20 protein-coding genes and 1 rRNA gene are annotated in these 23,005 nt (G+C 45.5%); 4 read left to right on the plus strand and 17 right to left on the minus strand.

Annotation, left to right across the window (positions count from 1 at the left end):
- The 3 genes from ACNQKP_RS10800 to ACNQKP_RS10810 all read right to left on the minus strand — a co-directional run.
- Positions 1–109: ribosomal RNA gene (locus ACNQKP_RS10800) — 16S ribosomal RNA — on the minus strand; the annotation flags it as partial.
- A 663-nt stretch (positions 110–772) separates the two neighbouring features.
- Positions 773–913 carry a hypothetical protein gene (locus ACNQKP_RS10805; protein ID WP_417864747.1) on the minus strand — a complete coding sequence of 47 codons (141 nt, stop codon included), beginning with the start codon at positions 911–913 and terminating at the stop codon, positions 773–775.
- 160 nt (positions 914–1,073) lie between these two features.
- Positions 1,074–4,193, minus strand: a complete 3,120-nt coding sequence (locus ACNQKP_RS10810) for an efflux RND transporter permease subunit (protein WP_417864748.1) — start codon at positions 4,191–4,193, stop codon at positions 1,074–1,076.
- Positions 4,194–4,539: 346 nt separating this feature from the next.
- On the opposite strand from ACNQKP_RS10810, the gene ACNQKP_RS10815 reads away from it, so the two are divergent.
- From ACNQKP_RS10815 to ACNQKP_RS10825, 3 genes are all read left to right on the plus strand, one after another.
- Complete coding sequence (locus tag ACNQKP_RS10815) at positions 4,540–5,349, plus strand: helix-turn-helix domain-containing protein (RefSeq protein ID WP_417864749.1); 810 nt, start codon at positions 4,540–4,542, stop codon at positions 5,347–5,349.
- 94 nt (positions 5,350–5,443) lie between these two features.
- The gene (locus ACNQKP_RS10820) at positions 5,444–6,310 is read left to right on the plus strand and encodes an Fpg/Nei family DNA glycosylase (RefSeq protein ID WP_417864750.1); all 867 of its coding nucleotides are present in this window, start codon (positions 5,444–5,446) and stop codon (positions 6,308–6,310) included.
- 292 nt (positions 6,311–6,602) lie between these two features.
- Positions 6,603–7,889: an erythromycin esterase family protein gene (locus ACNQKP_RS10825; RefSeq protein ID WP_417864751.1), complete on the plus strand. Its 1,287-nt coding sequence runs from the start codon at positions 6,603–6,605 to the stop codon at positions 7,887–7,889.
- On the opposite strand, the gene ACNQKP_RS10830 is transcribed toward ACNQKP_RS10825, so the two are convergent.
- The 8 genes from ACNQKP_RS10830 to ACNQKP_RS10865 form a co-directional block, all read right to left on the minus strand.
- Entirely contained in the window at positions 7,884–8,720 is an 837-nt protein-coding gene (locus ACNQKP_RS10830; RefSeq protein WP_417864752.1) for a LysR family transcriptional regulator, read from the minus strand. The genes ACNQKP_RS10825 and ACNQKP_RS10830 overlap by 6 nt on opposite strands.
- Positions 8,721–8,758: 38 nt before the next feature.
- Entirely contained in the window at positions 8,759–9,748 is a 990-nt protein-coding gene (locus ACNQKP_RS10835; protein WP_417864753.1) for a cysteine synthase A, read from the minus strand.
- Positions 9,749–9,813: 65 nt separating this feature from the next.
- Positions 9,814–10,515, minus strand: coding sequence for a rhodanese-like domain-containing protein (locus ACNQKP_RS10840; RefSeq protein WP_417864754.1), 702 nt, complete (start codon positions 10,513–10,515; stop codon positions 9,814–9,816).
- A gap of 54 nt (positions 10,516–10,569) precedes the next feature.
- Positions 10,570–11,733, minus strand: coding sequence for a tyrosine-type recombinase/integrase (locus ACNQKP_RS10845; protein WP_417864755.1), 1,164 nt, complete (start codon positions 11,731–11,733; stop codon positions 10,570–10,572).
- A gap of 2 nt (positions 11,734–11,735) precedes the next feature.
- Positions 11,736–11,951, minus strand: coding sequence for a helix-turn-helix domain-containing protein (locus tag ACNQKP_RS10850; protein WP_417865068.1), 216 nt, complete (start codon positions 11,949–11,951; stop codon positions 11,736–11,738).
- Positions 11,952–11,965: 14 nt separating this feature from the next.
- Positions 11,966–12,649 (minus strand): DUF559 domain-containing protein, encoded by a 684-nt coding sequence (locus tag ACNQKP_RS10855; protein WP_417864756.1) that lies wholly within the window; start codon positions 12,647–12,649, stop codon positions 11,966–11,968.
- A 106-nt stretch (positions 12,650–12,755) separates the two neighbouring features.
- On the minus strand, positions 12,756–12,998 hold the full coding sequence (locus tag ACNQKP_RS10860) for a helix-turn-helix transcriptional regulator (RefSeq protein ID WP_417864757.1): 243 nt from the start codon (positions 12,996–12,998) through the stop codon (positions 12,756–12,758).
- Positions 12,999–13,088: 90 nt separating this feature from the next.
- On the minus strand, positions 13,089–13,730 hold the full coding sequence (locus tag ACNQKP_RS10865) for a hypothetical protein (protein ID WP_417864758.1): 642 nt from the start codon (positions 13,728–13,730) through the stop codon (positions 13,089–13,091).
- Between the two features lie 75 nt (positions 13,731–13,805).
- On the opposite strand from ACNQKP_RS10865, the gene ACNQKP_RS10870 reads away from it, so the two are divergent.
- Complete coding sequence (locus ACNQKP_RS10870) at positions 13,806–14,228, plus strand: hypothetical protein (RefSeq protein ID WP_417864759.1); 423 nt, start codon at positions 13,806–13,808, stop codon at positions 14,226–14,228.
- A gap of 3 nt (positions 14,229–14,231) precedes the next feature.
- Here ACNQKP_RS10870 and ACNQKP_RS10875 read toward each other — a convergent pair whose 3' ends face one another.
- The 6 genes from ACNQKP_RS10875 to ACNQKP_RS10900 form a co-directional block, all read right to left on the minus strand.
- Positions 14,232–15,464, minus strand: a complete 1,233-nt coding sequence (locus ACNQKP_RS10875; RefSeq protein ID WP_417864760.1) for a DUF6602 domain-containing protein — start codon at positions 15,462–15,464, stop codon at positions 14,232–14,234.
- Between the two features lie 41 nt (positions 15,465–15,505).
- Positions 15,506–18,832 (minus strand): hypothetical protein, encoded by a 3,327-nt coding sequence (locus ACNQKP_RS10880; RefSeq protein ID WP_417864761.1) that lies wholly within the window; start codon positions 18,830–18,832, stop codon positions 15,506–15,508.
- A 44-nt stretch (positions 18,833–18,876) separates the two neighbouring features.
- Positions 18,877–19,776 carry a hypothetical protein gene (locus ACNQKP_RS10885; RefSeq protein WP_417864762.1) on the minus strand — a complete coding sequence of 300 codons (900 nt, stop codon included), beginning with the start codon at positions 19,774–19,776 and terminating at the stop codon, positions 18,877–18,879.
- A gap of 2 nt (positions 19,777–19,778) precedes the next feature.
- Positions 19,779–21,539, minus strand: a complete 1,761-nt coding sequence (locus ACNQKP_RS10890) for an SIR2 family protein (RefSeq protein ID WP_417864763.1) — start codon at positions 21,537–21,539, stop codon at positions 19,779–19,781.
- A 116-nt stretch (positions 21,540–21,655) separates the two neighbouring features.
- Positions 21,656–22,594 (minus strand): hypothetical protein, encoded by a 939-nt coding sequence (locus tag ACNQKP_RS10895; RefSeq protein WP_417864764.1) that lies wholly within the window; start codon positions 22,592–22,594, stop codon positions 21,656–21,658.
- A complete protein-coding gene (locus ACNQKP_RS10900; protein ID WP_417864765.1) occupies positions 22,591–22,890 on the minus strand; it encodes a helix-turn-helix domain-containing protein in 300 nt (99 codons plus the stop codon). Before ACNQKP_RS10900 ends, ACNQKP_RS10895 begins: the two co-directional genes overlap by 4 nt.
- Between the last annotated feature and the right edge of the window lie 115 nt (positions 22,891–23,005).

Genomic DNA, 23,005 nt, shown 5'->3' on the forward strand with positions numbered 1-23,005 from the left:
CCTCACCCGTGCGCCACTAGTACTCACCCGAAAGCTTTCCCCGTTCGACTTGCATGTATTAGGCACGCCGCCAGCGTTTGTTCTGAGCCAGAATCAAACTCTCCAGTTTAAATTCTGTTTAGAAGCAAACAGCTAGCTTTTACGCTATTGTTTGTTCGAATATTTTTTGAAATTGTGAATACCAATTACTCGGTATTCAAAGAGCCCAAAAATCTATTTTATCTAGCTATTCAGTTTTCAAAGAGCGAATCTTGCTCGCCGTTAATCTTACTTAGCGGCGAGGTAGAGAGTTTTATCGAAGAGCTAAGCTCTTGTCAACACCCTCTCAAACATTTTTTCGAAAATTTTCAAAAAGAACTTTTTCGAAAAAATATTTGATCCTCAATCAACGTTCAAACGTGTCGCAAATAATTGAATTCAAATCAATTACTTATGAACCCTGTCTGTGTTTGGAATCAAACATAACGTCGGTGAGGTCCTGATTTATAGGCCTAATGCCCTTTCCAGGCAAGGCCTTTTTTAAATAAATAAAAGTGTAGAAAAATAGGGCAAAAATTGCGCTTTATGCCGCCTTAATGGGCACAAAGCGACTCCGCAGCGCTTCATGCTTATAAAAGAGGAGCCCATTTATCCCGCATTTCAGAGGAAATCTCTAGATAGAGGGACCATTTCCCTTATTAATAGGGAGCAGAAAATGCAAAAAGCCCCTTCCATATAAAAAAAGGGGCCTTTAAAACCGCTCATTAAGTACGGCGGGACTTCTTATTGTCGTTCATGTGTTCAACTTATCCCCCAGATCATGGATGGCCTGACCGGTTTTCGGGGCTTTCTCAGAGATCTTCTGCCCCACCTTCTCGATTTTATCCCCCACTTTATGGGACAGGCTTTCTTTCTCACCGTGTTTGGATGCCATAAGAAACCTCCTGGTTCGTTTGTTCTATTCTATTACTGAATGAACCTGCTCCATGAAGAATCCATCATTAGTGCCAGCTTACATTCGTAAGCCATCACCTAGGTGCAGAGACATTTGAATTTAGACATAAAAAAAGCCGCCCCAAGGGACGGCTTCAATATTAGATCACAGTTTCGTCGTGACCGAAGACCCTGCGGTACTTCGCCATGAACCAATTCTGGAATCGGTCCACATATAAGTGAACAGCAGGAATCACATATAATGTCAGCAAGGTGGAACTGATAGTTCCCCCGATAACGACAATCCCAAGGCTTGTGCGGGATTTCGATGCTTCATTCAAACCGATCGCCACAGGAACCATGCCGGCAATCAGCGCAAGACTGGTCATGATGATCGGACGGAGACGGGTTTCACCCGCCTTCAGCAAAGCTTCTGTCGGAGACGTACCGTGTTTTTGCTGTTCAGCTGCAGAGTCGATCAGCAAGATCGAGTTCTTCGTCGCAAGACCCATCAACATCACACACCCAATCATCGAGAATAAATCGAAGCTGGATCGAGTAATGAACAACGACAAAAAAGCCCCGCAGGCTGCCAGCGGGATCACAGACATAATAGTAACCGGAGTGATGAAAGAGCCATACAAGCTTGCCAGCACCAGATAAATGAACATCACACCCAGGCCCAAAGACACGAGGATGTTCGTCATCAGCTCGGCAAAACGTTCGGCCTCACCCACGAAGCTGAAGGTCACACCCGGTGGCGGCTTCAACTCTGCCTTGGAAAGACTGTTAATTTCTGCGATCACACCGCCAAGGCCTTTGCCACCCGGGGTGATATCGGCAGACAGCTGGATGTAACGGTTGCGATTTTCGCGCAAGATCACAGAAGGCCCCTGGGCCTCTTTTAAGTGGGCCACGTTCGCCAACGGGACCAGGCGCTGGCTGAGGTTTGGAACCTTGAGACTTGGATACTGTTCACGCAAGTCACGCTGATCCGGCTGCAGGCGCACACGCACATCATAGTTCACACCATTTTCACGATAGATGGCCGGCGTCTGACCTTCAATCAAAGTACGAAGCTCCATCCCCACGCCGATCAGAGACACCCCGGAGGCCTGGGCATTTTCACGCTTCAACTGCACCTGGAACTCTGGCTTACCGGCGCGATAGCTGGTATCCGGCTGGGAAAGACCCGGCTCGGCCTTCAGCTTGGCCAGCACCTTTTCAGAATACTGAATCAGATCGTTCATGTTCTGACCCACGATATTCAAGTTGAATTGACGGCTGTTCTGCTGACCGGGGTTGTCCGTCACGATGATGTTGTATTTCTCCAGGCCCTTATACGCTTCACGCAAAGCCGCTTTGGTCTGTGTGGTGTTCATGCTGCGTTTCTTAGACGGCACAAGACGGATATAAAGGCTTCCCTTGTGAGGCTCTCCATTGCCGGTACCCACGAAGGTCAAAATATCCTCGATCTCGGGGAACTTGCGGGTGCGGCTTTCGATTTCTTTGGCAATCACATCTGTCCCGTCAAGGCTGGCGCCCGGGGAAAGCTCAAACTGCACGTAGAATTCACCGTTGTCCTGCGCTGGCAGGAATGTGAATGGCACGCGTGTGGCAATAAAGAGTGAAAACACAAAGATCCCGACGGAAGCCAGAATGGTTTTCGCCGGATGCGCCAGAGCCCAGCCAAGAGTTTTCACATACCACTGCTCCATACGGGTCTGGAAGCGGTCAAAGGCCTTCAGAGCTCTTTGATTCCAGATGCCGAATTTGGATGTTGGAGGTGTGTGCGAATGCTCCCCGGCCACGTATGCTGACAAAGTCGGCGCAACAAACAGGCCGTCGAACAAGCTTACGATCATGGCAAAACAGATGGTCAAACCAAACTGTTTGAAGAACTGCCCCACAATCCCCTGCAGATTCCCGATCGGGCCAAACACCGCAAGAATTGTCAAAGTGGTGGCCACAACGGCCAGAGTCACTTCATTGGTACCGACCACAGCGGCTTTTTTCGGCGACATGCCGATTTCAAGTTTACGGAAGATGTTTTCACGCACCACGATGGCGTCATCCACCAAAAGACCCACAACCAAACTCATCGCCAGCAGACTCATGATATTGATGGAAAACCCGAAGATCCCCATCATAATACACGCCCCCAATAGCGAGTTCGGAAGCGCAAAGCCAGTAATCAGAGTGGATTTCATACTGCCCAGGAAGAAATAAACCACCAGAATCGTCAGGATCACCCCGAAGATGATGGATTCATAAACGTCATAGACGTTTGCGCGAATCTTGTTACTGGTGTCCTGAACGATCTTCATTTGGGCTTCAACACCTTGAGCTTTGAAGTCCTCATTGATCTTGGCAACCTTCTTGGCGATATCGTCGGCCACTTTAACTGAGTTGGCTCCGGACTGGCGATAGATGCTAAAGTTGATGGCTTTTTTGCCATTCAGACGGCTGCGCGAGCTTTCGTCCTGCAAAGTGTCTTCGATCCTGGCCACCGTACCGATGGTGATCGGATGATAGACATCCGCCAGGCGAAGCACGGTCGAACCGATCTCATGGACCGATTGATATTGCCCCAGGGTGCGGAAAGAGAACTGGGTTTCACCAACATCAATTTTACCAGCGGGAATGTTTCGTCCCCCGCTGCGCAGGGCTTCAGCCACAGTGCTGGCTGAGATGTCCGTACCGTTCAAACGGTCCCGATTCAAACTGACATGAATTTCACGTTTGCGCCCCCCGAGGATTTCGACCTGGCCGACCTGATAGACCTGTTCAAATTGCGGGGAAATGATCTCTTTGGCAAGATCGTAAAGCTTCCCGTCTTCCATGTCCGCTTGGAGTGAAATATACATGATCGGCGCATCAGATGGCCCGACCTTTCTGATGACTGGTTCATCGACATCGTCAGGAAGTTCCCGCATGGAGTTTTGCACTTTGGCGCGGACTTCCTGCTCGGCGAAATTCAGATTGGTTTTTAACGAGAACTCGATGCTAAGAATACTGACCCCTTCCATATTCTGGGAAGAGACCTTCTGTACTCCGGAGATGGTTGAAACCTGATCTTCCAATACCTTGGTGATTTCAGTTTCAACCTCCTGCGGACCGGCACCGGCATAAGAGGTCACGACCACGACAGTGGGAAGCGTGACATCCGGATACAAATCGATAGGAAGGTTTTTTAAAGAGATGCCTCCGAGAGTCAGCATAAGGATGACAAGAGACATGATAAGAACGGGTTGGCGTACTGATAATAAAGCTGGTGACATAGTGGCGGGAAATTAGCAGCAAGGATGAATGCGGACAACTGGAGAGATATTCGAGGACCGAAGCAGTCCCACGCCGAGGATCTATTTTTGATACCACACCCTATTTTTGAGCCATTTTATGGCTTTTCAGATCGTTTTTTGATACCCTCAGAATGATGATTGAGACTCCAAACCAAATACTGCAATCTGGTTTCAGAAAGCGATGAGGCTTTCTGAAAGAGGCAGGTCTCAAATGAAAAAAATTTTTTATATTATGTGTTCGCTGCTTGGTTTCGACAGTCTGGATGTGGATTGCAGTCACATTCTAGAGCGCGAGTTTCGCAAAAACTTTAAAAGGTAGGATCCTGTGAACGAATTTAAGTCCCAGAAAATAAAAGCAGTTCTTAAAGCTCTTTTGAAAAAGAAAGGCCTGACTTATGAGGCCCTTGCTGAACAAATGGAATGCTCTGTGCCTACGATCAAAAGAATTCTGGGGCCCGAAGAACTTACGCTGAATCGACTTCTGCACCTGTGTGAGATTTTAGATACAAATCTTGCAGAGCTTGAAACCCTGAGAGCAGAAGAGGACACCGGAAGCCCTTCGTTCACCGAAGAGCAGGATGCCTTCCTGGCCAAGAACAAAAATTACTTCGCCTACCTGATGAAGCTTTTTGACGGAATGACCCCCAAACAAATTGCTGACGAGTACCAACTGACGGCCCGAACCACCGACAAGTACCTTCTTGGTCTGGAAAAACACGATCTGATTCGTGTGACCGGAAAACAAAAAGTCAAACCGGCCTTTAAGACGGTTCCTAACCTGGGGAACGGAGCTTTGGCGCGTGCGCACTCGGAATCTTTTATTAAGAGCATCGCGTATTTTTTTATAGACCTTGTACGTGAAGGCCTTTATTCGCAGAAGAAAAAGGAAGAGCGCAACCAGGCGACCTTTTCCACTCAGGTGGTGAAGGTCTCCAAGGCCAGCTATCTGGCGTGGATTGAAGAACAGCAAAAATCCATGCGCAGCTTTGAGAAACTTGCGACCTATGAGGAAAAAACCAAAACTCCTGAAGAGCTGATGACGGCCGTAATTGTTTCAGCCCACACAATTCTGAGACACGACTATGAGGGCTTAAAAAAAATAAGCTCCACATTTGGAGAGATCACGAACTTCTAGGACCTCCGGGGAACACTGACTGCTGCCATCTTAGCCAGTTTTCCCTGTTCTTGGATGGTATGTACCTGAATAATGGGATCTTACGGAGGTCCCTATGCCAGAGATTGCCGAAGTCGAAACCGTGCGCCGTCATCTTGACAAAGCCCTGCGCGGGAAAAGAATCAAAGAAGTCATTTATGAAGAAAAAGACAGACACCTTTTCGCCTTTGCCCCAGCCGAAGAAGTGAAAAAGGCCCTGGAAGGGGCCCGCATCACCGGCACTGGCAGAAAAGGAAAGTATTTCTGGCTGGAGCTGGATCGTAAGCCCTGGCCCTTGTTTCACCTTGGAATGACCGGGAACATTTCACTTCTCAGCGACCCTTCAGACACAAGACATCGCAACATCTGGGGTGGAAAAAAGCTTTGGAGTCTTGAAGACGAAAGCGAGCACAGCATGATCTGGTTTTGCCGATTGCTGCTTCGCCTGGATAAAAAAATTGAAATGGCCTTCAGTGACCCCCGACGCTTTGGCAGAATGTGGCTGACAGACGACCCATGGCAACATCCCCGAATTGCCAAACTGGGTTTTGATCCTTTGCTGAACTTTCCTGCGAGCAAAGCTCTGTATGAGCGCCTGCGCAAACGAAATAAACCCATCAAGGCCGTGATGCTGGATCAAGGCCTTTTTGCAGGTATTGGAAACTGGCTGGGCGATGAGATCCTGTTTCAAGCGCGCATCTCCCCCCATCGCCGGGCCTCGGAACTAAGCCCTGATGAAGTGAGTATCCTGCGCAAAGTGACCTTGAACGTCGTCAAGAAAGCTGTTGCCGTCGACGCCGACTATGAAAAATTCCCCAAGACCTGGCTTTTTCATGAACGATGGGGAAAGTCAAAAACCGCAAAAACCCACAAAGGACATAAAATCCGATACGAAGAAATTGGCGGCCGCACCACTGCCTGGGTTCCGGATTGGCAAAAGTAGGCCCTTGGACCGATCGAGCTCTTGTTTTAAATCACCTCGTTGGAATTTAAATCCCCAGGTGCCGCAGGAAGAAGGAAAATGATTCGCGGGAGGCCTTTATGCCTGACAAAAGAATTCATTCTGTTCGAGGTTCGGAGTTGCGCAAAAAAATTGAGGCTTCGCTGGAGAAAGGAGAGAATTTTCGATCAGAACATCAGGGCGCTGACCTCATTGACACAAACACCCGTCATGAGGGAACCACACGCAACCGCAGCTCGTCCAAAAACAGTTCTAAAAAGTAGCCGGTGGACCTATGATCCCCACCAACATCGAAGAATTGATAAAGCGCCAGACGCCCCTGCAGCGCCATGAGGACCTGCAGGATGTGATATTCCACATCAAGGACCGCAAAGTGGTTCTGCTGGGAGAAGCTTCACACGGCACTCACGAATATTACCACTGGCGCGCACAGATCACCCAGGAGCTGATCAGCAAGCACGGCTTCAGTTTTGTCGCCGTGGAGGGGGACTGGCCGACATGCCAGTATCTGGATCGCTATGTCCGCTCCAGCAATCTCGACAAACTTCCTTTTTCGCACTTCGCAAGATGGCCTGCATGGATGTGGGCTAACGAAGAAGTCCGGGATTTTACAACCTGGCTGCGCTCTCACAATCACCTGAAAAACCAGAATCTGGCCGGCTTTCATGGACTGGATGTCTACTCGCTCTTTGAATCCATCGATGCCATTGTCAAAACTGTGGGTGGGATCGAACCTGATCTGGTGGCTCCTTTAAAGGAATATTACAGCTGCTTTGCCTCTTATCGGCATGATGAGAAAAAATACGTAAAAGATCTTATGCGAAACTATAAAGGCTGCCGCGAAGAAGCCGTCTCGGCCCTGGAAGACCTGCTTGAAAAGAACATGAGCCGTGCGGATAACGCCCTGTTTGATGCAATTCAGAATGCCCGTGTGATTAAAAATGCAGAAAAGTATTACCAGGCGATGACTTCTTTTGAAGACAGCTCGTGGAATGTGCGCGACCGACACATGCTGGAATCTTTGGAAGCCCTGCTGCAGCACTATGGCCCCAATTCAAAAGCCATTGTCTGGGCTCACAACACCCATATCGGTGACTATCGTGCGACCGACATGCTGCTTGAAGGCAGTGTCAACATCGGAGGACTGGCAAGGGAGATTTTCGGGGAAAGCAATGTGGCTTTGGTGGGATTTGGCAGCTATCAGGGAAGTGTTATTGCCTCCCCGGCCTGGGCTGGCCCTGTGAAAATCATGAATCTTCCCCAGGCTCAGAGCGGCAGTTATGAAGATCTTTTCCACCAAGTGGCCTATGCCTCGGGATACAAAAACTTCTCTTTGAACTTCACCCCGGAGGACCGGTCCAAACCCTGGGCTCAGTCGCGCGGGCATCGCGCGGTGGGAGTGGTTTACAATCCTCATCATGAACGCAGCAACTATGTTTCGACCAAGATCGCCGAGCGCTATGACTGCTTTTTGTTCTTTGATGAGTCACGGGCATTAAGTCCGCTGAGACAGAAAATCAACCGGACTGAAATACCCGAAACCTACCCTTCGGGTTTATAACCCGAGAATGGAGTGTTTTAAAGATTCTATCACCAATTTTTCTGCCGGAATTTTCCCAAACTCCGGACGATACACCAGAGCAATCTGATCTTTATAAACAGGCAGCTGGGAAAGGTGTTTCAAGGAAAGCCCGGACATCTCCACTGCACGACCGGGAACAATTCCGTAGCCGATGCGTTCATGCGCCATCTTGCAAATCAGCTCCAGACTGTCGGTGGAAATCACCTTTTCCGGACGATCCTTCCATTTCTTCAAAATGGACTGCGTCTGAAACAAATTCAGATTGCAGATGATTGTATCGTAAGACTCATTCTTGGCAGCCCAAACACCGACGGTATCCTGGGACATCTTTTGAATAACCAGATCAGGCACTTCCGCCGGGTTGATGACCACACCGATATCGATATTGCCTCTTTGAATCTCCGTCTGAATACTGCGCGATAAATCATGACGAAGTTCGATGCTATAATCCGGTGCTTTCTCTTTCAGAAAATGCACGGCTTTGGGGATGGAGTATTGAGCAACAGTCACGTGGCAGCCAATGGTCACCGTGCGTCCGGCAAAAATACGCTCTTGATCGACTGCGAAATCCAGCTCTTGCAGGGACTGCAGGGCTCTTTGAGCCTTACCAAGAAACACCCGACCACTTGGTGTCAGCTGGATACCGGACCGGGAACGATAGAAAAGAATTGTGCCCAGATCTGACTCAAGGCGCTTCAGACTTTCCGAAAGTGCCGGCTGGCTGATTTCAAGCTTTTGCGCCGCCTGAATAATTGTCGAGCAGGTGCTTGTCTGAATAAAGTTTTCGATATCACGAATCTTGTATTTCATAAGTAAACACCTATCACAATTCAGGTGTTTATCCAGCTTTAACTATGGATCAAGGGCTTAATCAGCAGGTTCTTGTCCTTCAGGAAGTCTGGATTAAAAACCTTGGACTGGTAGCGAAGCGCCGAATCCCCGATCACGGTCGCAATGCGCAGGCCTTTTCCCTGATTTTGCAAAGCGTACTGATAAGCCGCAAAAATATTCAGCGCCGCGGAAGTCCCCACTAGCAAACCTTCATGCTGAGCCAGATAATAAAGCATCGAGAGCATTTGCTCATCGTGGACCTGAACTGCCTCATCGACACGGGCTCTTTTAAAATTCTCTGTCAGGCGCATGATGCCGATGCCCTCGGTGATGGAACTCCCCTGAGCCTCAAACTTGCCTGTTTTTACAAATGAATAAAGGCCCGAACCCATTGGGTCCGCCAGAAGTGTAAAGACCTTGGGATCTTGTTCTTTTAAAAACGCCGAAACTCCAGCCAGTGTCCCCCCAGTTCCTACGGAAGAAACAAAGGCATCCAGCTTTTGACCCATCTGCGCCCACACCTCAGGACCGGTGGTCATATAATGAATTTCGAAATTGGCGGTATTTTCAAACTGATTGGCCCAAAAAGCATTCGGGCGAGATTCAGCCAAAGTGCGAGCCGTGTGATAGAAGTGATTGGGATTGGCAAAAGGACAAGGGGCGACCTTAACAAGCTCCACCCCCAGAGCCTGAAGCGCATCGTACTTTTCTTTGGCTTGATTGTCCGGCATCACGATCACGCAGCGATATCCGCGCTGCGCCGCCAACGTGGCAAGGCCTATCCCCGTGTTGCCGGCAGTGCCCTCAACAATAGTGTAGCCGGGTTTAAGCAGCCCCTGCTTTTCGGCGTTTAGGATGATCCCCAGAGCGGTGCGATCTTTCACACTGCCGCCCGGATTCAGGTATTCAGCTTTGGCGAAGATCTCGCATCCGGTCACTTTGGAAAGAGACTGAAGTTTGATTAATGGCGTGTGCCCCACAACGTCTGATACGGAACCTGCCTGCATAATTACCTCGCAATCCAGTCAGAACTATAACAATGAAAAACAAAAAAGCCAGGTCCTGAAACCTGTTATTGAGTCTTCGACTCAACTTCGTTGTGACACCCCTTCATGCCGGAATAATCTCCTGGATAATTCAGAACCCGCGGGAACCCCCAAGCGAAAATTTGCTGAGCTATATCAGGAAAGCCCGCCCCTTTGCTGCAAACGACGATAATTATTGAGTCGACCGTCATTCCCTTGTCTCCGATTGTTTTTACGGCGACCTCCGGAGTCAGGGACTTCAGCACAGAAGCGGGAATATTACTGACCGGCATTTTGGTGATGGGATCCATGCTTAAATTAAATTGCTGGAAGTCGGCTTCGCTTCGTACATCCAGCACATGAGCTTTGAGTTTGGCTTTACTAAATGGCATGGCAAAAGTTGGTGCCAGCTGTTGACTTGGCGCCCGCCCGCCTAAAGAAGCCATGCGGGCTTTACTGCTCCACTGGGCGACTTCGTTTTTCTGAGACAAATAGGATTTCAACTGCGGCAAATCAATCTGAATAGGACCCGGACGAGTTTGGCAGCCCAACAATATCCAGAATGCGATTAACACTAGGTACTTCATTAAAAAAGCATACGCCTGATTGGGGGAGTGCACACTTTGTCTTTTGCAGGAGTTTAGAAATAAAAAAGGGAGCTGATTCAGCTCCCTTTTGAAATTCGAAGAAAAATTGGGGTGAGTAACGGGGCTTGTCTGCCCAAAGGGCAGCTTCGCTGCTAGGTTCAAGCCCGGCGAAGTTTTAGAGAAAAATTGGGGTGAACTCCAACACCCCAAGTTAAATTAGGTACTTACGGCAATTTTAGCCTCGTCGTCAGCGGCAATTGCTCTTAATTCGAGAATCCGACCTTCTTTGGCTTCGGGCAAAATGTTGAAATTGTCCGTTAAGCCATCAATCTCGGTCGCGCTCAAGCGAACATAGTGCTGAAAGCTCTTAATTTCCTTCCATCCGCCCAATTTCATCGTCGAAGTGATTCCTTTTCCTGTTTCCAAGCACATCACCGCAAAGCATGAACGAGTCGCATGGAAGTGAATTTCCCGAATCCCAATCAGCCGGCAAAAGTTTCGAGTGATCTCGGCAGCTTCACCACGTTTCCAGGAGTTTATTCTTGGAAGAACAAATCCTGTCGATGCTGTCTTGAGTTTCAACTCTTTCAAAAGTGCCTCTAGTCCTGGACTGATGGGAACCTTTCGAGGTTCCCCAGTTTTTGTGGACTTAATCTTTTTGATCCGCGAGTTATACGATTTATTGATCGAAATCACTCGGCGTTCAAAATCAACGTCTGTCCAGTTTAGCGCCCAAAGTTCACCCGAACGGCATCCAGTTTCGAAAGCCATTGCCCAAACTGGATAGTATTCGTGATCAAGTTCTCGAGCCTTGCTTAAGAAGAAGCGCATTTCGCCTCTATTCAGCACAGGTTTATCTTTTGATCCGCTCTTGGGTATTTTCACACCTCGAGCAGGACTCAGCACCGTTGCAGGAATAAGGCGATTTAAAGCTCCCCAGTCAAAAACAACATTGATTGCACCTTTGACCGATTTCATTCGTCCGTAAGAAAGTCCCAGCTTTTTCATGTCGTTGAAGATAATCTGCACCGACATAGAATTAAGACGATCAACCGGCGTTTCCATCCATTCTTTGGTATGCCTCAAAAGCGTATTGTAGTTGTCGACTTTCGTTGAAGTTGGGTGATGACATTCCATCACATCTTTTTCAAACCACTGGCTTAAGAGGTGCTTCCAAGAAAGTTGACTTCTTTCTTTCTCGATCAACTCTTGTTTCACCTCACGCTTCAGCTGATTGTGTTCAACCTGAGCCTCTTTAAGAGTCGCAACCCCCAGCTTCTTTTGCCTTTGGACTTTAAGTCCGTGACGGATTCGACTTTCTGCTTTGTACCTAATCAGATAGCAGGTCTGACCATTTAGTTCGTACGGTATGATAGCCATTTCTAGCTCCTTTCCGTCTCGATCAAGTGATCAATTTCTGCACGTTTAAAATACCAGCGACCGCCGAACTTTCTTGGCGTCAGCTTGCATCTATAAACCATGTTGCGAATGTTGTTCGGGGAAGTCCCCAAATAATTCGCTACCTGATCTGTTTTCATCCAACCTTGAATTTTCAAAGAACCAGACAAAGTTTTATTTCTGTCGAAATCAGTTGTCATCTTTTTCACGACATTTACTCCTCTGAAGATACGGTTTTCATCTTAGGGAAATAATAACTCACCATCCCAAATGGCGCGTGATAGAGAATCGTCATCAAATAGATCCGACTCCAAATTCGGGCACGCTCTCTAGAGCATAATTTGCCGAAGTGCTGAACGATCTCTCGTCGAGGCGGCAATGCCTTACCCTGGTAAACTTGTTCGTTCGTAAGCCTCCAGACGGCTAAACCGAGGTCCATCAAACTTTTCGTTTTATGATCATCCTTCTTCATTTTCATTTCTGTTTCATGAACGCTGCCGTCGATTTCGAATGCGAGGCCTTTTAGGGTGTATCCTCTGACAAAATCTGAATTGAACGCGCCTAATGCTGGCGTGAAGTAATCAAGGCAGAGGTTGCCCACCCATGTTTGCGGGTAAAGTTTGATTTTCCACTCATGCTTGAATCGCTCAATGAAGCGGTCTTCCGCAGCCGTTCGACTGGTTTCGACGGAACGAACTTTATCGAGTTCGCTACAAATCAATCCGTAGTCATGGACTAAAAGATTTCGCTCATGGACGCGATGGTGAAGCTTATCCACGAGATCTGCCGTTGTGTCGGCGTTCTTAATTCCGTAGGCCGTTTTTAGATCAAGGACCCGTTGATTGAATCTTGACCTGATTTTTTCTTCTTGTTTCACTTCGATGTCTGAAATAGACATAAGGACTCCAATCTTAAGATATAGGAATCCCAGTGACTGATCGGACGCCAATCAGACAAGTCATTGGGATTTCTTGTTTTTAAGGGATTTGAACTTTAAATCTGTCTTACGTAAGTTCTTGCTTTTGTCGTTCTTTAATATCATCGAGCCATGTCTGTACGTCACAGGCACGGTATCGAATAAGACGATTTGAAATTTTAATAAACTTTGGTCCACGACCAAAGAGTCTCCAGAACTGAAGTGTTCTTGGTTTCAACCCCAAATAATCTGCAACATCTTTTTCCGTCAAAAGCATTTCATCGACCGGTAAAGCCACTGTTAACTCCTTTCTTGCAACATTGAGCTGCATGAACAGGACTTTACAGTTTTTTTAAAAGCGATCACGAAATGGACGTCCCGATTAAAAATAGGATTCGCCATTAGTAATTTCATGTAGTTATCAGCGACCAGGTCCGTCATCAGATAGAATCGCAACCCGAAATTCCGAAATTTTGTTCTTAAAGGTCTTTGCTTCTTTCTTTTCGTTCGCATGAGGATCGAGAAGCACCTCTCCAAACAGATCTTCTTGAAGTTTTTTAAAGTCTTCTGGAGAAACAAAACAAGCCGCAAGTGCTTCTTGGCTCACATCAACTTTAAGACTACAAATAGTGGCTCTTATAATCTTCTCATTTAGCTCTTTTTTAGATTTGGGGTTCTGCGCACGAAGAGCAATCACCTTGACTCGAAGTTCTTCGAAAGCGGCGCGATACGTAGCCCATAATACTATCGACGGTTTTTCGAATAATATTTCCTGCGCCAATCGATACGCTTTTAAGCTCTCGATAATCAAATTCTGCTCACGGTAAGTCATCAGAGGCGTTAGGTGCCGCTCGATCATTAAAACGAATCTTTCAGAAAAAACTACTGTAGGACGACTCGTATCTGCATCGTATGCGATTGAAAAATCGCCAAATTTCAAAATGTCCTGATTAAGAACTTCATGAAAATCAATCTCATGGAGTTCACCCAAGGGTTGAAGAGTCTCTTCAATCTCTTTACAAAAATGCTCAAAATATTTGTCGGTATTTGCATCGAACTGCATAGAGCTGCATCTACTAGCACAATGCCACAAGATGGTCATCTTGTTGATTTGGGATATCTACTTTAGAATCAAAAAATGGGAAAAGCGCCAGGATCTCCAAAAACAGGTGGAAGAAAAAAGGGAACCCCGAATGTTCGTACATTTGATTTGTGCGCAACTTTGTCAGACAGGGCCATCGACCCCTTAGATGAAATTTTAAAAGAAGCTAAACGGCTTTCTGGACGCGATAGAGTTAAAATTTACATGGAGCTTCTTCCGTATATTTATCCGAAACGTAAACCGGCAGAAAAACTGCCATTTACATTGGAGAATTACATTGAGAACTTGTCCATGCCGCAACTTGGCGAATTGCATCAGCAACTTGGTGATAAAATGGGCCTCAATAAGCCAACAGCGGAGTTAAGCCTCGAGCAGCTTGAGGCGTTTAAAGAAACTATTGAAAAACTTATTTCGCATAGGGAGGCGCTCGAAGTTCTCGGAGACGATGAATACTGCTAAAAGCTATTTTACAGGATCAATTTTCATTGGAATCTTTTCGCCATTCGCTTCGTCCAACTTTGATACTATCGCAGGAGGTAACTTACCAATTGCCTCTTTAAAGTCAGCCTCTGAAAGCTCAACAACATTTGAAGCCATCAACATTCCATTCTTTCCTCCAATATCCAGAAAATATGAAATTTTGCATTTTAAATTGCGAAAGAGCTGTCCGTAAAACTGCTGTGGATTAATGTGGCCTGCGAAAGTTACAGTGGCACCTTCCTGCCAGGGCCAAAGACATGACTGTCCAATGAAATTGCCAGTTTTAGCATCGTAAAGATTATATCGCACTTTGGGGTTTTGAAAGCTTCCTTGTCGGTGCTTTTCTTCAGCAGGCACTAACTGATTTTTTAGATTGTATTGATAGCCCTCGATTGTTTTCGTTTGCCTTTGCTCCTTTCCTAGAGCGGCATCGAATGGCACCGAAGACCTTTGGCGATAAATTGATAAATGGGACATTAGCCGAACATAAAAATGATTTAAAGATAAGCTGGCCGTCTCTTCTGTGACCAGGTGAACATATACTGGCGGGACTACGACGCCATCGCTTAAGGCCCCCCCAAACCATCCTGGAAACTCTTTCCCCATCGGGTATTGAATGACATAAGATATGATGCCCTTATCGAGAACGACAACCATGTCTATCCAGTGGTTAGAATCTATTTCTGCACTAATTTCCTTAAGATTTTCTGCGAGTGTTTCCAGAGTCGTAGCACTTTCATAAGCAAAGACGCATCCCAGAATACTGGTATTAACTAAATTGGCAAAATTAACGGGCTGATCGAAGCCATTAATAGGGGTGGGATTGATTTTTTTTGCGGCAGCAATTTTTTTGGCCGCATCTTTCAATTCTTCTTTATTCAATTTAGATTTTACTTCAATAACTGCCGCAACATTGTCTCTAGGTACGATACATGCCTGCTTAGTCCTTCTATAGATCGGGCAATTTAAGGCATCAAAAATAATGACATCAGTTTGAAGACTAATTTTTTCATCTGCTCCGACTACATAGCCGCCCTCAGCATCGAACCGTCTTGGCATCCGCTCTTTGAGAAAGGTTTTTAATATATCCTCGACTTCACTTCCGGCGTCCCCATAGTGCGGATTGTTTTTTCGAATTTCATCAAATGATGCCCTAGTAGTCTTTGCGGCATCTTCCAAAATTTGCTTTAATGATACCGTTTCATTTGAGGCCATAGTGATCCTTTCACATAAAAAATTATTCTTAAGTCAGCTGACTAAAATCGCCTTCCGTAAACGGCTCTGCTCTCTTCACGTTTTAAAGCACGATCAATTCTTTCTTGGACATAGCCTTTAACTTTTTGTCCAACAGTTCGTATCCTCTCGTCGGAGTGATCAAGCAAGGGATTGAAAGTGTTTTGCCAACCTTTCCACATCTCAGATTCGTTTCCCCACCACATCTGATTACTAGGAATGACATGATAGGAGACTTCATCAATGTCATAACCAGACTCAATGGCCTTGATAACTCTTTGCTCCCAGCCTGGACCGCCTTTCCATTCAACCAAATACAAGCGTAAATAATCCAAATTTTCTGAGGCAAAAACTTTTGCACATAGCTCATCATCATCTTGAACTAAGTCTAAAATAAGCTCTTTCCCGTAGTACCCATCAGGTAAGTGATCTAAAAGTGCGGATCGCTGTTCGGTAGAAAGCGTTGGGCAAAGGGAAGTGATTAACTTAGCTTTCTCATAATCGATTGCATTTGGAGTCGTGAATTGCTTCATCGTCCACTTAAAAGCTAGATCTGTGTCTTTCCTGAGAATTTCGTTGAGCCAGTAATCATGATCGTCGAAATTTACAATAGCATCACGCCAAAGTTCTTCAACTTCGGTGCGGATCTGATGCTTTTCAGACATATTCCATTCGCCAATGGCTGCATGTCCTCTTATGTTGGGGCTCTCGTGTTGTAAAAGACGCTTTAATGTCTCCAAGGGCGCTCGCGCTGTTAGATACTCAATGCTATCCCCAAACTCTGAGCAGTTATCTAAAGCCAAGTTCAACATTTTTACTGGTGGATTGGGATGCACAAAAATCATTTGAACTATTCGATGTTTTAAAGGCGTTCCAATATTCTGAGTGGCAAACTGCTGCCAGCCCTCCAAATCGTTTAACATTGAATATTCCCAAAATGGACATACTAAATCAGTCGGCAAACCTGATTCATAGAAAACCTGTGCCCAGGTCATCGGATGCGAAACAGACGTTGCGAGATTTTCAACTAGATGTGGAGTAAGTCTTGGCCACTTTAGGTCAGCGTTTTTTGCTTCGCTCTCAAATCGGTTGAGGTCACGAGCAACTTCTCGTGGTTCTCGAGTTTTCCAACGTTCAGACAATTCCTTTACTTTCTTAGTTGCAGATTGCCCTTTGTCCTCATACATGGTGTCTCGACTAGGGAAGAGGGTTTCAAACGTTGTATCTATCGTAAGACCTGTCGTAATCCCCAGGTTCTCGGCCATGACCATAAGCTGAGACTTAACACCTGACTTATCGCCAACAATAGTTGCAAGATCAGAAATCATTTTCGCTGCGAGCCTTTTTGACTCAGCAAGAGTTTCAGCTTCGATTTCAGATGGATGACGACCGATATACAATACATGCTCTACAGCATCAATTACGTATTTCCACTCAATGGACTGCTGACGACTTAAGAGTTGAAAACATCGATCCCACAAAACTCCTATAGCAACAACATCAACTTTATCTAGAACTCCATGCCGAAGTTGAAACGTGTTTCCTCCGCCTGGGTCCATTGAATCCTGACGAAACCCCATTTGGAAAACCTCAGGCAGAACTTGATATGCCACGGAATTTTCTTTATCAGAATCTAGCCAAGAAATGACTGAGTTTAATAGTTGGCGTTTTCTTTCCACAGCCTCTGGAGTCTTCGGCCATACATGTGAAATCCAATCCTGAATTTTTCTAATTGGATGATCGGGATTCGAGTTTAGAGGGCGATTGTCTCCGATTGCTCGCTCAAACATCCTAGGTAACATTTTTTCCGGACAATAATTTAACCCAGGTTCAATCAGAGACTGGTCATACTGAGGAAATTCCTCCAAAACCTTCAACGTCTGCCTTTTGCCAAGCCAAGCGTACGACTCCCAAACTTTCGGTGCATCGGCAGAAACAACTCTTTCAAAAATAATATGATCAGGAATATTTGCGCCCCTATGAGCTGCATGAACAATTGTACTCGCCAGTTCTTCGCTATTTGAAACCTCAGAGTAAAAAGGAACAGGATCTAATGATGTTGCACCTGAGAAAAATACATCACGAACAAGTGCATATCTTAATGCTGGAGGACGCACCGATAATTTATCTCCAACTTCTGTGACAATTCCCGCAGCTGCCAGATTTGCAACGATCTTACGAACCTGAACTAAAGGAATATTAAAAACTCTGGAGATAGAAGAAAGATTTAATCCTTCATCTCCACCGAGAGAAAATGCTGCCAAGATTTCCTCGGGTTTTTCACCTAGGGATCTAGCAAGCGAGAAAAGGACCCATTGGGACAACAGATCTCCGGTCCAGAATCTTTTAATGTTGCCGCTAATGCAAAGAAATGAAAGTAAGACCGCAAGACCAGGCTTACCTTCCGCTTGATTTACAATTTCATGAATAAGCTGATCCGGCCCATGTATAGAGCAGGATTTAATCACTTCTACGATTTCGTCTCGAGTTAGAAGGCGAAGTTCTCGACAATCATCAGTCCCTATGGACAGGGCAACCTGGAGATCCTTTAGACCATTAGGCCAAGTGATAGCCACAATTTTAAAATTAGATCCTGTCTCTTTTCTAATTTTCTGAAGAGTTGCCAGGTCATCCATACATGTATGAGCATCATCAACTATTATCGAAACAGGATTATTATCTCGGATTGCAGCTGCTATCTCTGAAGATGTGTCCCCAGTTAAAAAATAGGAATTTTCGGAAGAAATAATCTGTCTTAACAAATGCGTTTTTCCTGATCCTGGCTGACCAGATAATACGCAGTCCCGCTGTCGCTCTTTAAGCCATTTTAAGTCTTCTTCGCGACCTACAAAACTAGCTGTGAGATCAGCTCGGGGGTTGGGCGGAATTTTTGAAAGTGCCGGTGGTTGACCAGTTAGATTCAGCAACTCCTTACACCATTTCGAATTTCGGTAAAGCCGCTCCGCCACTGACTGTTGCTCATAAACATTAACAAGCGTAAAACCCTTTTCCTGGGCTCTTTCCTCTAAATTTCTTCTTCTCGTCGGCGTTAGTGACCGACTGGTGGCAACGACTATCTTTCGTCTCCGGCCATTACTAGCCAGGTATGAGTCTAGACTTCCTGTTAAATTTCCTATGACATCCTCTGACGTGGTACAAATTAAAGGAAATGCTTCGCCGTCGAGATCAGGAATAGCGCCATCCATACCGGAGTCTTGACCACCAGGCACCGATACGACTCCAGGAAAATCCATCCGAACCAGTTCGCACGCGCAAGCTTCAAAAGCTTTAGGATCTAATGGTCCTTCTAGCGCTTTTAAAATCTGTTGAAAAAATTGATCTTGTGCCATCGTGCCTCACCTCTGTATTGAACAAATAAAATATCTCATAACCGTTATCCCCAAGTTCCATATCCCAAATCGCAAATTATGGCGCCAACACTTAAAACGCATAATTCCGCATCTTGCGAAGTCGCAGCTCGCAAATCTCTTTTAACTTTTTCTTCTAGTTTTCGTCGCGGGTGATAGATTTGGAGAACCTGGGCATGATTCAAAACATTTTTAAATTCATTTTTAAAAATCTCTGAAAATTTTTTTATCGATTTTCCAATTTCGGCATCCTGGTATTGCATATCCACAGTTCGGATCTTTGCAAGCAGAACAGACTCACAAAGATCTCGGCAACAATCCACGATCGACTCAGGCGATGAGACAAATAAGCTGTCCTCTAAATTTTTATACTCATCTTCAATCAATTTTTTTTCGACTTCAGAAATTGCCCCAAGGGTCAGCAATGGAAGGGCGCCGTATGAAATTGACGCTCGCAAGGTTAAAAGGTCTTCGTTAGTTGACGTTCTTTCCCATGAAGAAATTGTCCAACTAGTAGCTGCGACCGAATTTCCCAGAACCAATTTGATCTGGCGAACGGATTTGCCATTTAGCTCAACCGGAAAATTTACTGGGGTACAAGTTCGCAAATCTCTCTGCTTAACCACGATCGGTGCGCCATAGGATACTGGGATGTCGCCCATCGGATGTAACGGAGTTATCCATCTTTCTAGATTCCCTACGCGATACAATCGTCCCTTGCGGATTCTCGTGATCGGGTCAAAAAAGTCTTCTCGAAAAATCATCTCCGCACCAGCTAATCCGGTAGATGTAGCTCCGGCAGACGACTCAAAGATTCCAGCAATTTTAACCGGCAAAAGTAGAGGTAAAGGCCAAAGAGCATAAGAAACAGCCTTATTTTGCCCTTGATAAATTAGGTGGGTGTTCTCATCAACTCCGACCAACATATCTAAGTCCATCTCCAGGACGCTTGTGATACAAATTTATCAAAACTCTTTTTGACACTTTTAACTCGATCATATGATCCACCAAAAAAACCGGCCTGAAGAGGTATCCAATTCTTCTTCTTATCATCAATTTCTTTTTCAATTGTTTGAGAAACAAGACTTCCATATCGAGCAGATCTTTTGGCGTATCGTCCTAAGGGGGCCCAACTATGACTTTGACCATCTTCTTCCTTAATCGGATGTGTTTCGGTCGCATCTACATATGCCATTCCCAAAAAATATTCAAAATAATCAAAAGCGGCCACGAATGACTCTTCATCGGGAACTAAGTCTTTGAACTGCTCTTTTATAGAATCAAATAAGAAATCACTCATCGGCAGTGGCGACCGATCATAACCTGCAATTTTATTATAAGTGTCCATTACGTGAATGGCATTTATTGCAGTCACGGCAGGAGAACCGCCATTTGATTCACGAATATTAGTTTCATGCAGAAACTTGTGTAAAAGCTTAAAATTCCCTTGAAGAACACATGCAATTCCAGCTGAGTAGTAGAGCAACAGTGCTGGGTAGTGCCGTAGTGCTAGTAGGACGACAAGCCCGCCACCATTTGGAGTAACATTTGCGATTCGTTCAAAATTCTTTATCCAAAAACTTTCCAACTCAAACTTGCCCCAATAAGAACCATGCATGAAAAATGGAGCTAAGGTACCCAACGTTGAATTATATTTTTTCAGCCTCTCTAAAATGATCTCAGGACTAAGATTTCCATTCATTGGAAAATTCTTTTCATCCAACGAAGACATAACCTTTTTCATTTCAGCCAAAACCAACTCATGAAGTCTTAGCTTGTATTTATCCTCTGCCAAATACTTCTTTAGAGTTACGACTGCTAACTTTGAGGACATAGGGTGGGCGTTTATTTCTTCAATGGCAGAAAGCTTGCTTTGAATATCAACAAAAAATGAATCCGCATCTGAAATCGATATGATCGATGCTCCTCTAAACTTTACGAGAGAATTTGCTATTTCGGTTAATTCATCTTTCTTTGTCCAAAAGGTAGTATATCTACGGCCTTTCGTTCTCTCTATAGCACCCCGAAGACCAATATCCCAATCTCCAGACCAGCCGCATACGATCATCCCAAAATCATCAAAAACACGATCTAACAAACTCTCAATTCGATGGTCATAGCTCGTTAACTCATTAACGGTATTCTTACTTCGCATATCCAGATAGTCGCCATTTACTTTGATAATAGTACATCTGGTGTGGATCAAAGGAGTTGCACCGTCACACATATCAGGAGTGCTAATGACAGAAGAAGTAATTCCCTCATCCTCGATAGCTCTCTCTAAGAGTCTATCAAAATTAGTTGTAACAATGACTTTCACATGGCCACTGGCGACAAGTTTTGCAATTGAACGGTGAGCGGCTGTCGGAGATTTCTTTCCCTCATCTCGCTCTTCCGCTGTAGGTTCAAAATAGCCTTTTAGAAAAGTAGCCCTCTCAGATGGGGCTTTAGCCAAAGTATCCAGCAAATCTGAATAAGCAGGATCTTTTTTAAACTTCGTTTTAAACCACTCTTCCGGATTGTCGCCAGCATCTTCACCAGTGATTACCGCTACCTTTCGAATCATGTCCAGCGTCACCTCCCAGCCTGTTGGAATACCAGCCGAGCGTGAAATACCTGAACCAACTAAAAGTGCATAAGCGCCTTTATTAGAATGTAGAGAAAATGCTAAAGAAGTAAGATGATCCACAAAAACCCCTCCTGTGGCGACACTTAAACATGAGGCATTTTTGTCATTGGTCAATGTGGAGACATGATTATTTTTAGGGTTTTATTTCTACGCAAAGGGTCGAAGCATCAATGCCGTCATTTACATCTCCACGAGACGTCATCTTTACCTATCTTTAACTTCAGATTCTTCTCGGTTAGTTTTCGAGCCTCACGTAAATCTACAATCTTCGTCCCAGCCTGGTTCAATACCAGCATATTTACTGTCCCCGAAACCTTTCCAATCTTCTTCTGACGATCAATTTCAGCCTGAGCCTCAGCTATCTGCCGGTCGATTTCACAAATCGCAGCTTTCATCCCTTCAGGCGAGTTTGCAAAGTCTTCTCTGGCCTGTTCTTCTTGTGCGTACTTTTCCGCATCTTTAATAGACCCATCGGTCTTAGCTTTTGCAGCCTCCAAAGATTCACGCGCAGAGCAGACCGGTGTTGCTTTCGATATGTCAGGGCACTTGTCCATCACAAATTCACGGAGTGACTTACTGATGGGCTTTAATGCCTCGATCCCCTCAGTATCAACTTCGTATCCATCTTTCAGTGTCTCAATGTACAAACTGGCTTTACGTGCGGCATAGACAAAAAACTTACTTGCTGCGGATGCAACCTCATCTTCAGAAGCCACCGTAATCATGTGATCAATAACTTTCGGACAAACCGCCTCATAGGCATCTTTCAAAATAGTCTCATTCGAATAGCGTCCACCAAAATCATATCGAGCCCCAGACTTCAAAAGCTCAACAATGATTTCATCTAGACATGGCCTTGCTTTAAATGCGCTCTTCAGAAGCTCCTGACCTTCGCTATCAGCCTTGCAGTAATGTGAAGGGGTATTATCAAAAATCTTCCCTAAACCCTTTTTAGGACATCTAAATGGATCTTCGATACCGGCAAGGGTATCAGTGACGGACTTCGAATCATTGCTATCAATACTCATCCGAATTTTCTTAACCTGATCGGCAGTCAAACCAGCCCATGCGACATTTCCGAAAAACAAAACGAAAAACAGTGACCGATACCTCATGAGCCCCTCCGTCGTCGTTCAATCCGATGAAGAGTCACGCGAACATCCCCAGAAAAGATCTCTTTCAAAATCTCCTCAGCGGGTGATTCAAACGGATCATGCTCCCCGAAAAGTAAATAGTGGACCGACGTCTCAAGAACTTGAGAGACGCGTTTAATTTGATCGGGATTGATCGACCGGCGTCCGATTGTCCAGTTGTGCAGCGTTTGCTTTGGCACTTCAGACCTTCGAGCCAACTCAGCCAGCGTGATCCCTTTCTTTTTGCAAAGTGATTCTAAAGTTGAACTTAGTTTCATCAAAACCTCATATCGAAAAAAGTAAGAGGTCCCTTGATGAACAATCCCCAAACGAGGACTGCTGTCCCCAAAGTGGATCAAAAACGCGGGTTCACAAAACCATCGCGTCCGCACT

It is taken from the genome of Bdellovibrio bacteriovorus (assembly GCF_048286975.1).
GTDB lineage: Bacteria > Bdellovibrionota > Bdellovibrionia > Bdellovibrionales > Bdellovibrionaceae > Bdellovibrio > Bdellovibrio bacteriovorus_H.

Excerpts from the sequence above, each read along its gene's own strand:
- ACNQKP_RS10805 (WP_417864747.1), bottom strand. The coding sequence starts at position 913 with ATGGCATCCAAACACGGTGAGAAAGAAAGCCTGTCCCATAAAGTGGGG.
- ACNQKP_RS10810 (WP_417864748.1), bottom strand. The coding sequence starts at position 4,193 with ATGTCACCAGCTTTATTATCAGTACGCCAACCCGTTCTTATCATGTCT.
- ACNQKP_RS10820 (WP_417864750.1), top strand. The coding sequence starts at position 5,444 with ATGCCAGAGATTGCCGAAGTCGAAACCGTGCGCCGTCATCTTGACAAA.
- ACNQKP_RS10825 (WP_417864751.1), top strand. The coding sequence starts at position 6,603 with ATGATCCCCACCAACATCGAAGAATTGATAAAGCGCCAGACGCCCCTG.
- ACNQKP_RS10830 (WP_417864752.1), bottom strand. The coding sequence starts at position 8,720 with ATGAAATACAAGATTCGTGATATCGAAAACTTTATTCAGACAAGCACC.
- ACNQKP_RS10835 (WP_417864753.1), bottom strand. The coding sequence starts at position 9,748 with ATGCAGGCAGGTTCCGTATCAGACGTTGTGGGGCACACGCCATTAATC.
- ACNQKP_RS10845 (WP_417864755.1), bottom strand. The coding sequence starts at position 11,733 with ATGGCTATCATACCGTACGAACTAAATGGTCAGACCTGCTATCTGATT.
- ACNQKP_RS10850 (WP_417865068.1), bottom strand. The coding sequence starts at position 11,951 with ATGACAACTGATTTCGACAGAAATAAAACTTTGTCTGGTTCTTTGAAA.
- ACNQKP_RS10855 (WP_417864756.1), bottom strand. The coding sequence starts at position 12,649 with ATGTCTATTTCAGACATCGAAGTGAAACAAGAAGAAAAAATCAGGTCA.
- ACNQKP_RS10860 (WP_417864757.1), bottom strand. The coding sequence starts at position 12,998 with ATGCAGCTCAATGTTGCAAGAAAGGAGTTAACAGTGGCTTTACCGGTC.
- ACNQKP_RS10865 (WP_417864758.1), bottom strand. The coding sequence starts at position 13,730 with ATGCAGTTCGATGCAAATACCGACAAATATTTTGAGCATTTTTGTAAA.
- ACNQKP_RS10870 (WP_417864759.1), top strand. The coding sequence starts at position 13,806 with ATGGGAAAAGCGCCAGGATCTCCAAAAACAGGTGGAAGAAAAAAGGGA.
- ACNQKP_RS10875 (WP_417864760.1), bottom strand. The coding sequence starts at position 15,464 with ATGGCCTCAAATGAAACGGTATCATTAAAGCAAATTTTGGAAGATGCC.
- ACNQKP_RS10880 (WP_417864761.1), bottom strand. The coding sequence starts at position 18,832 with ATGGCACAAGATCAATTTTTTCAACAGATTTTAAAAGCGCTAGAAGGA.
- ACNQKP_RS10885 (WP_417864762.1), bottom strand. The coding sequence starts at position 19,776 with ATGTTGGTCGGAGTTGATGAGAACACCCACCTAATTTATCAAGGGCAA.
- ACNQKP_RS10895 (WP_417864764.1), bottom strand. The coding sequence starts at position 22,594 with ATGAGGTATCGGTCACTGTTTTTCGTTTTGTTTTTCGGAAATGTCGCA.
- ACNQKP_RS10900 (WP_417864765.1), bottom strand. The coding sequence starts at position 22,890 with ATGAAACTAAGTTCAACTTTAGAATCACTTTGCAAAAAGAAAGGGATC.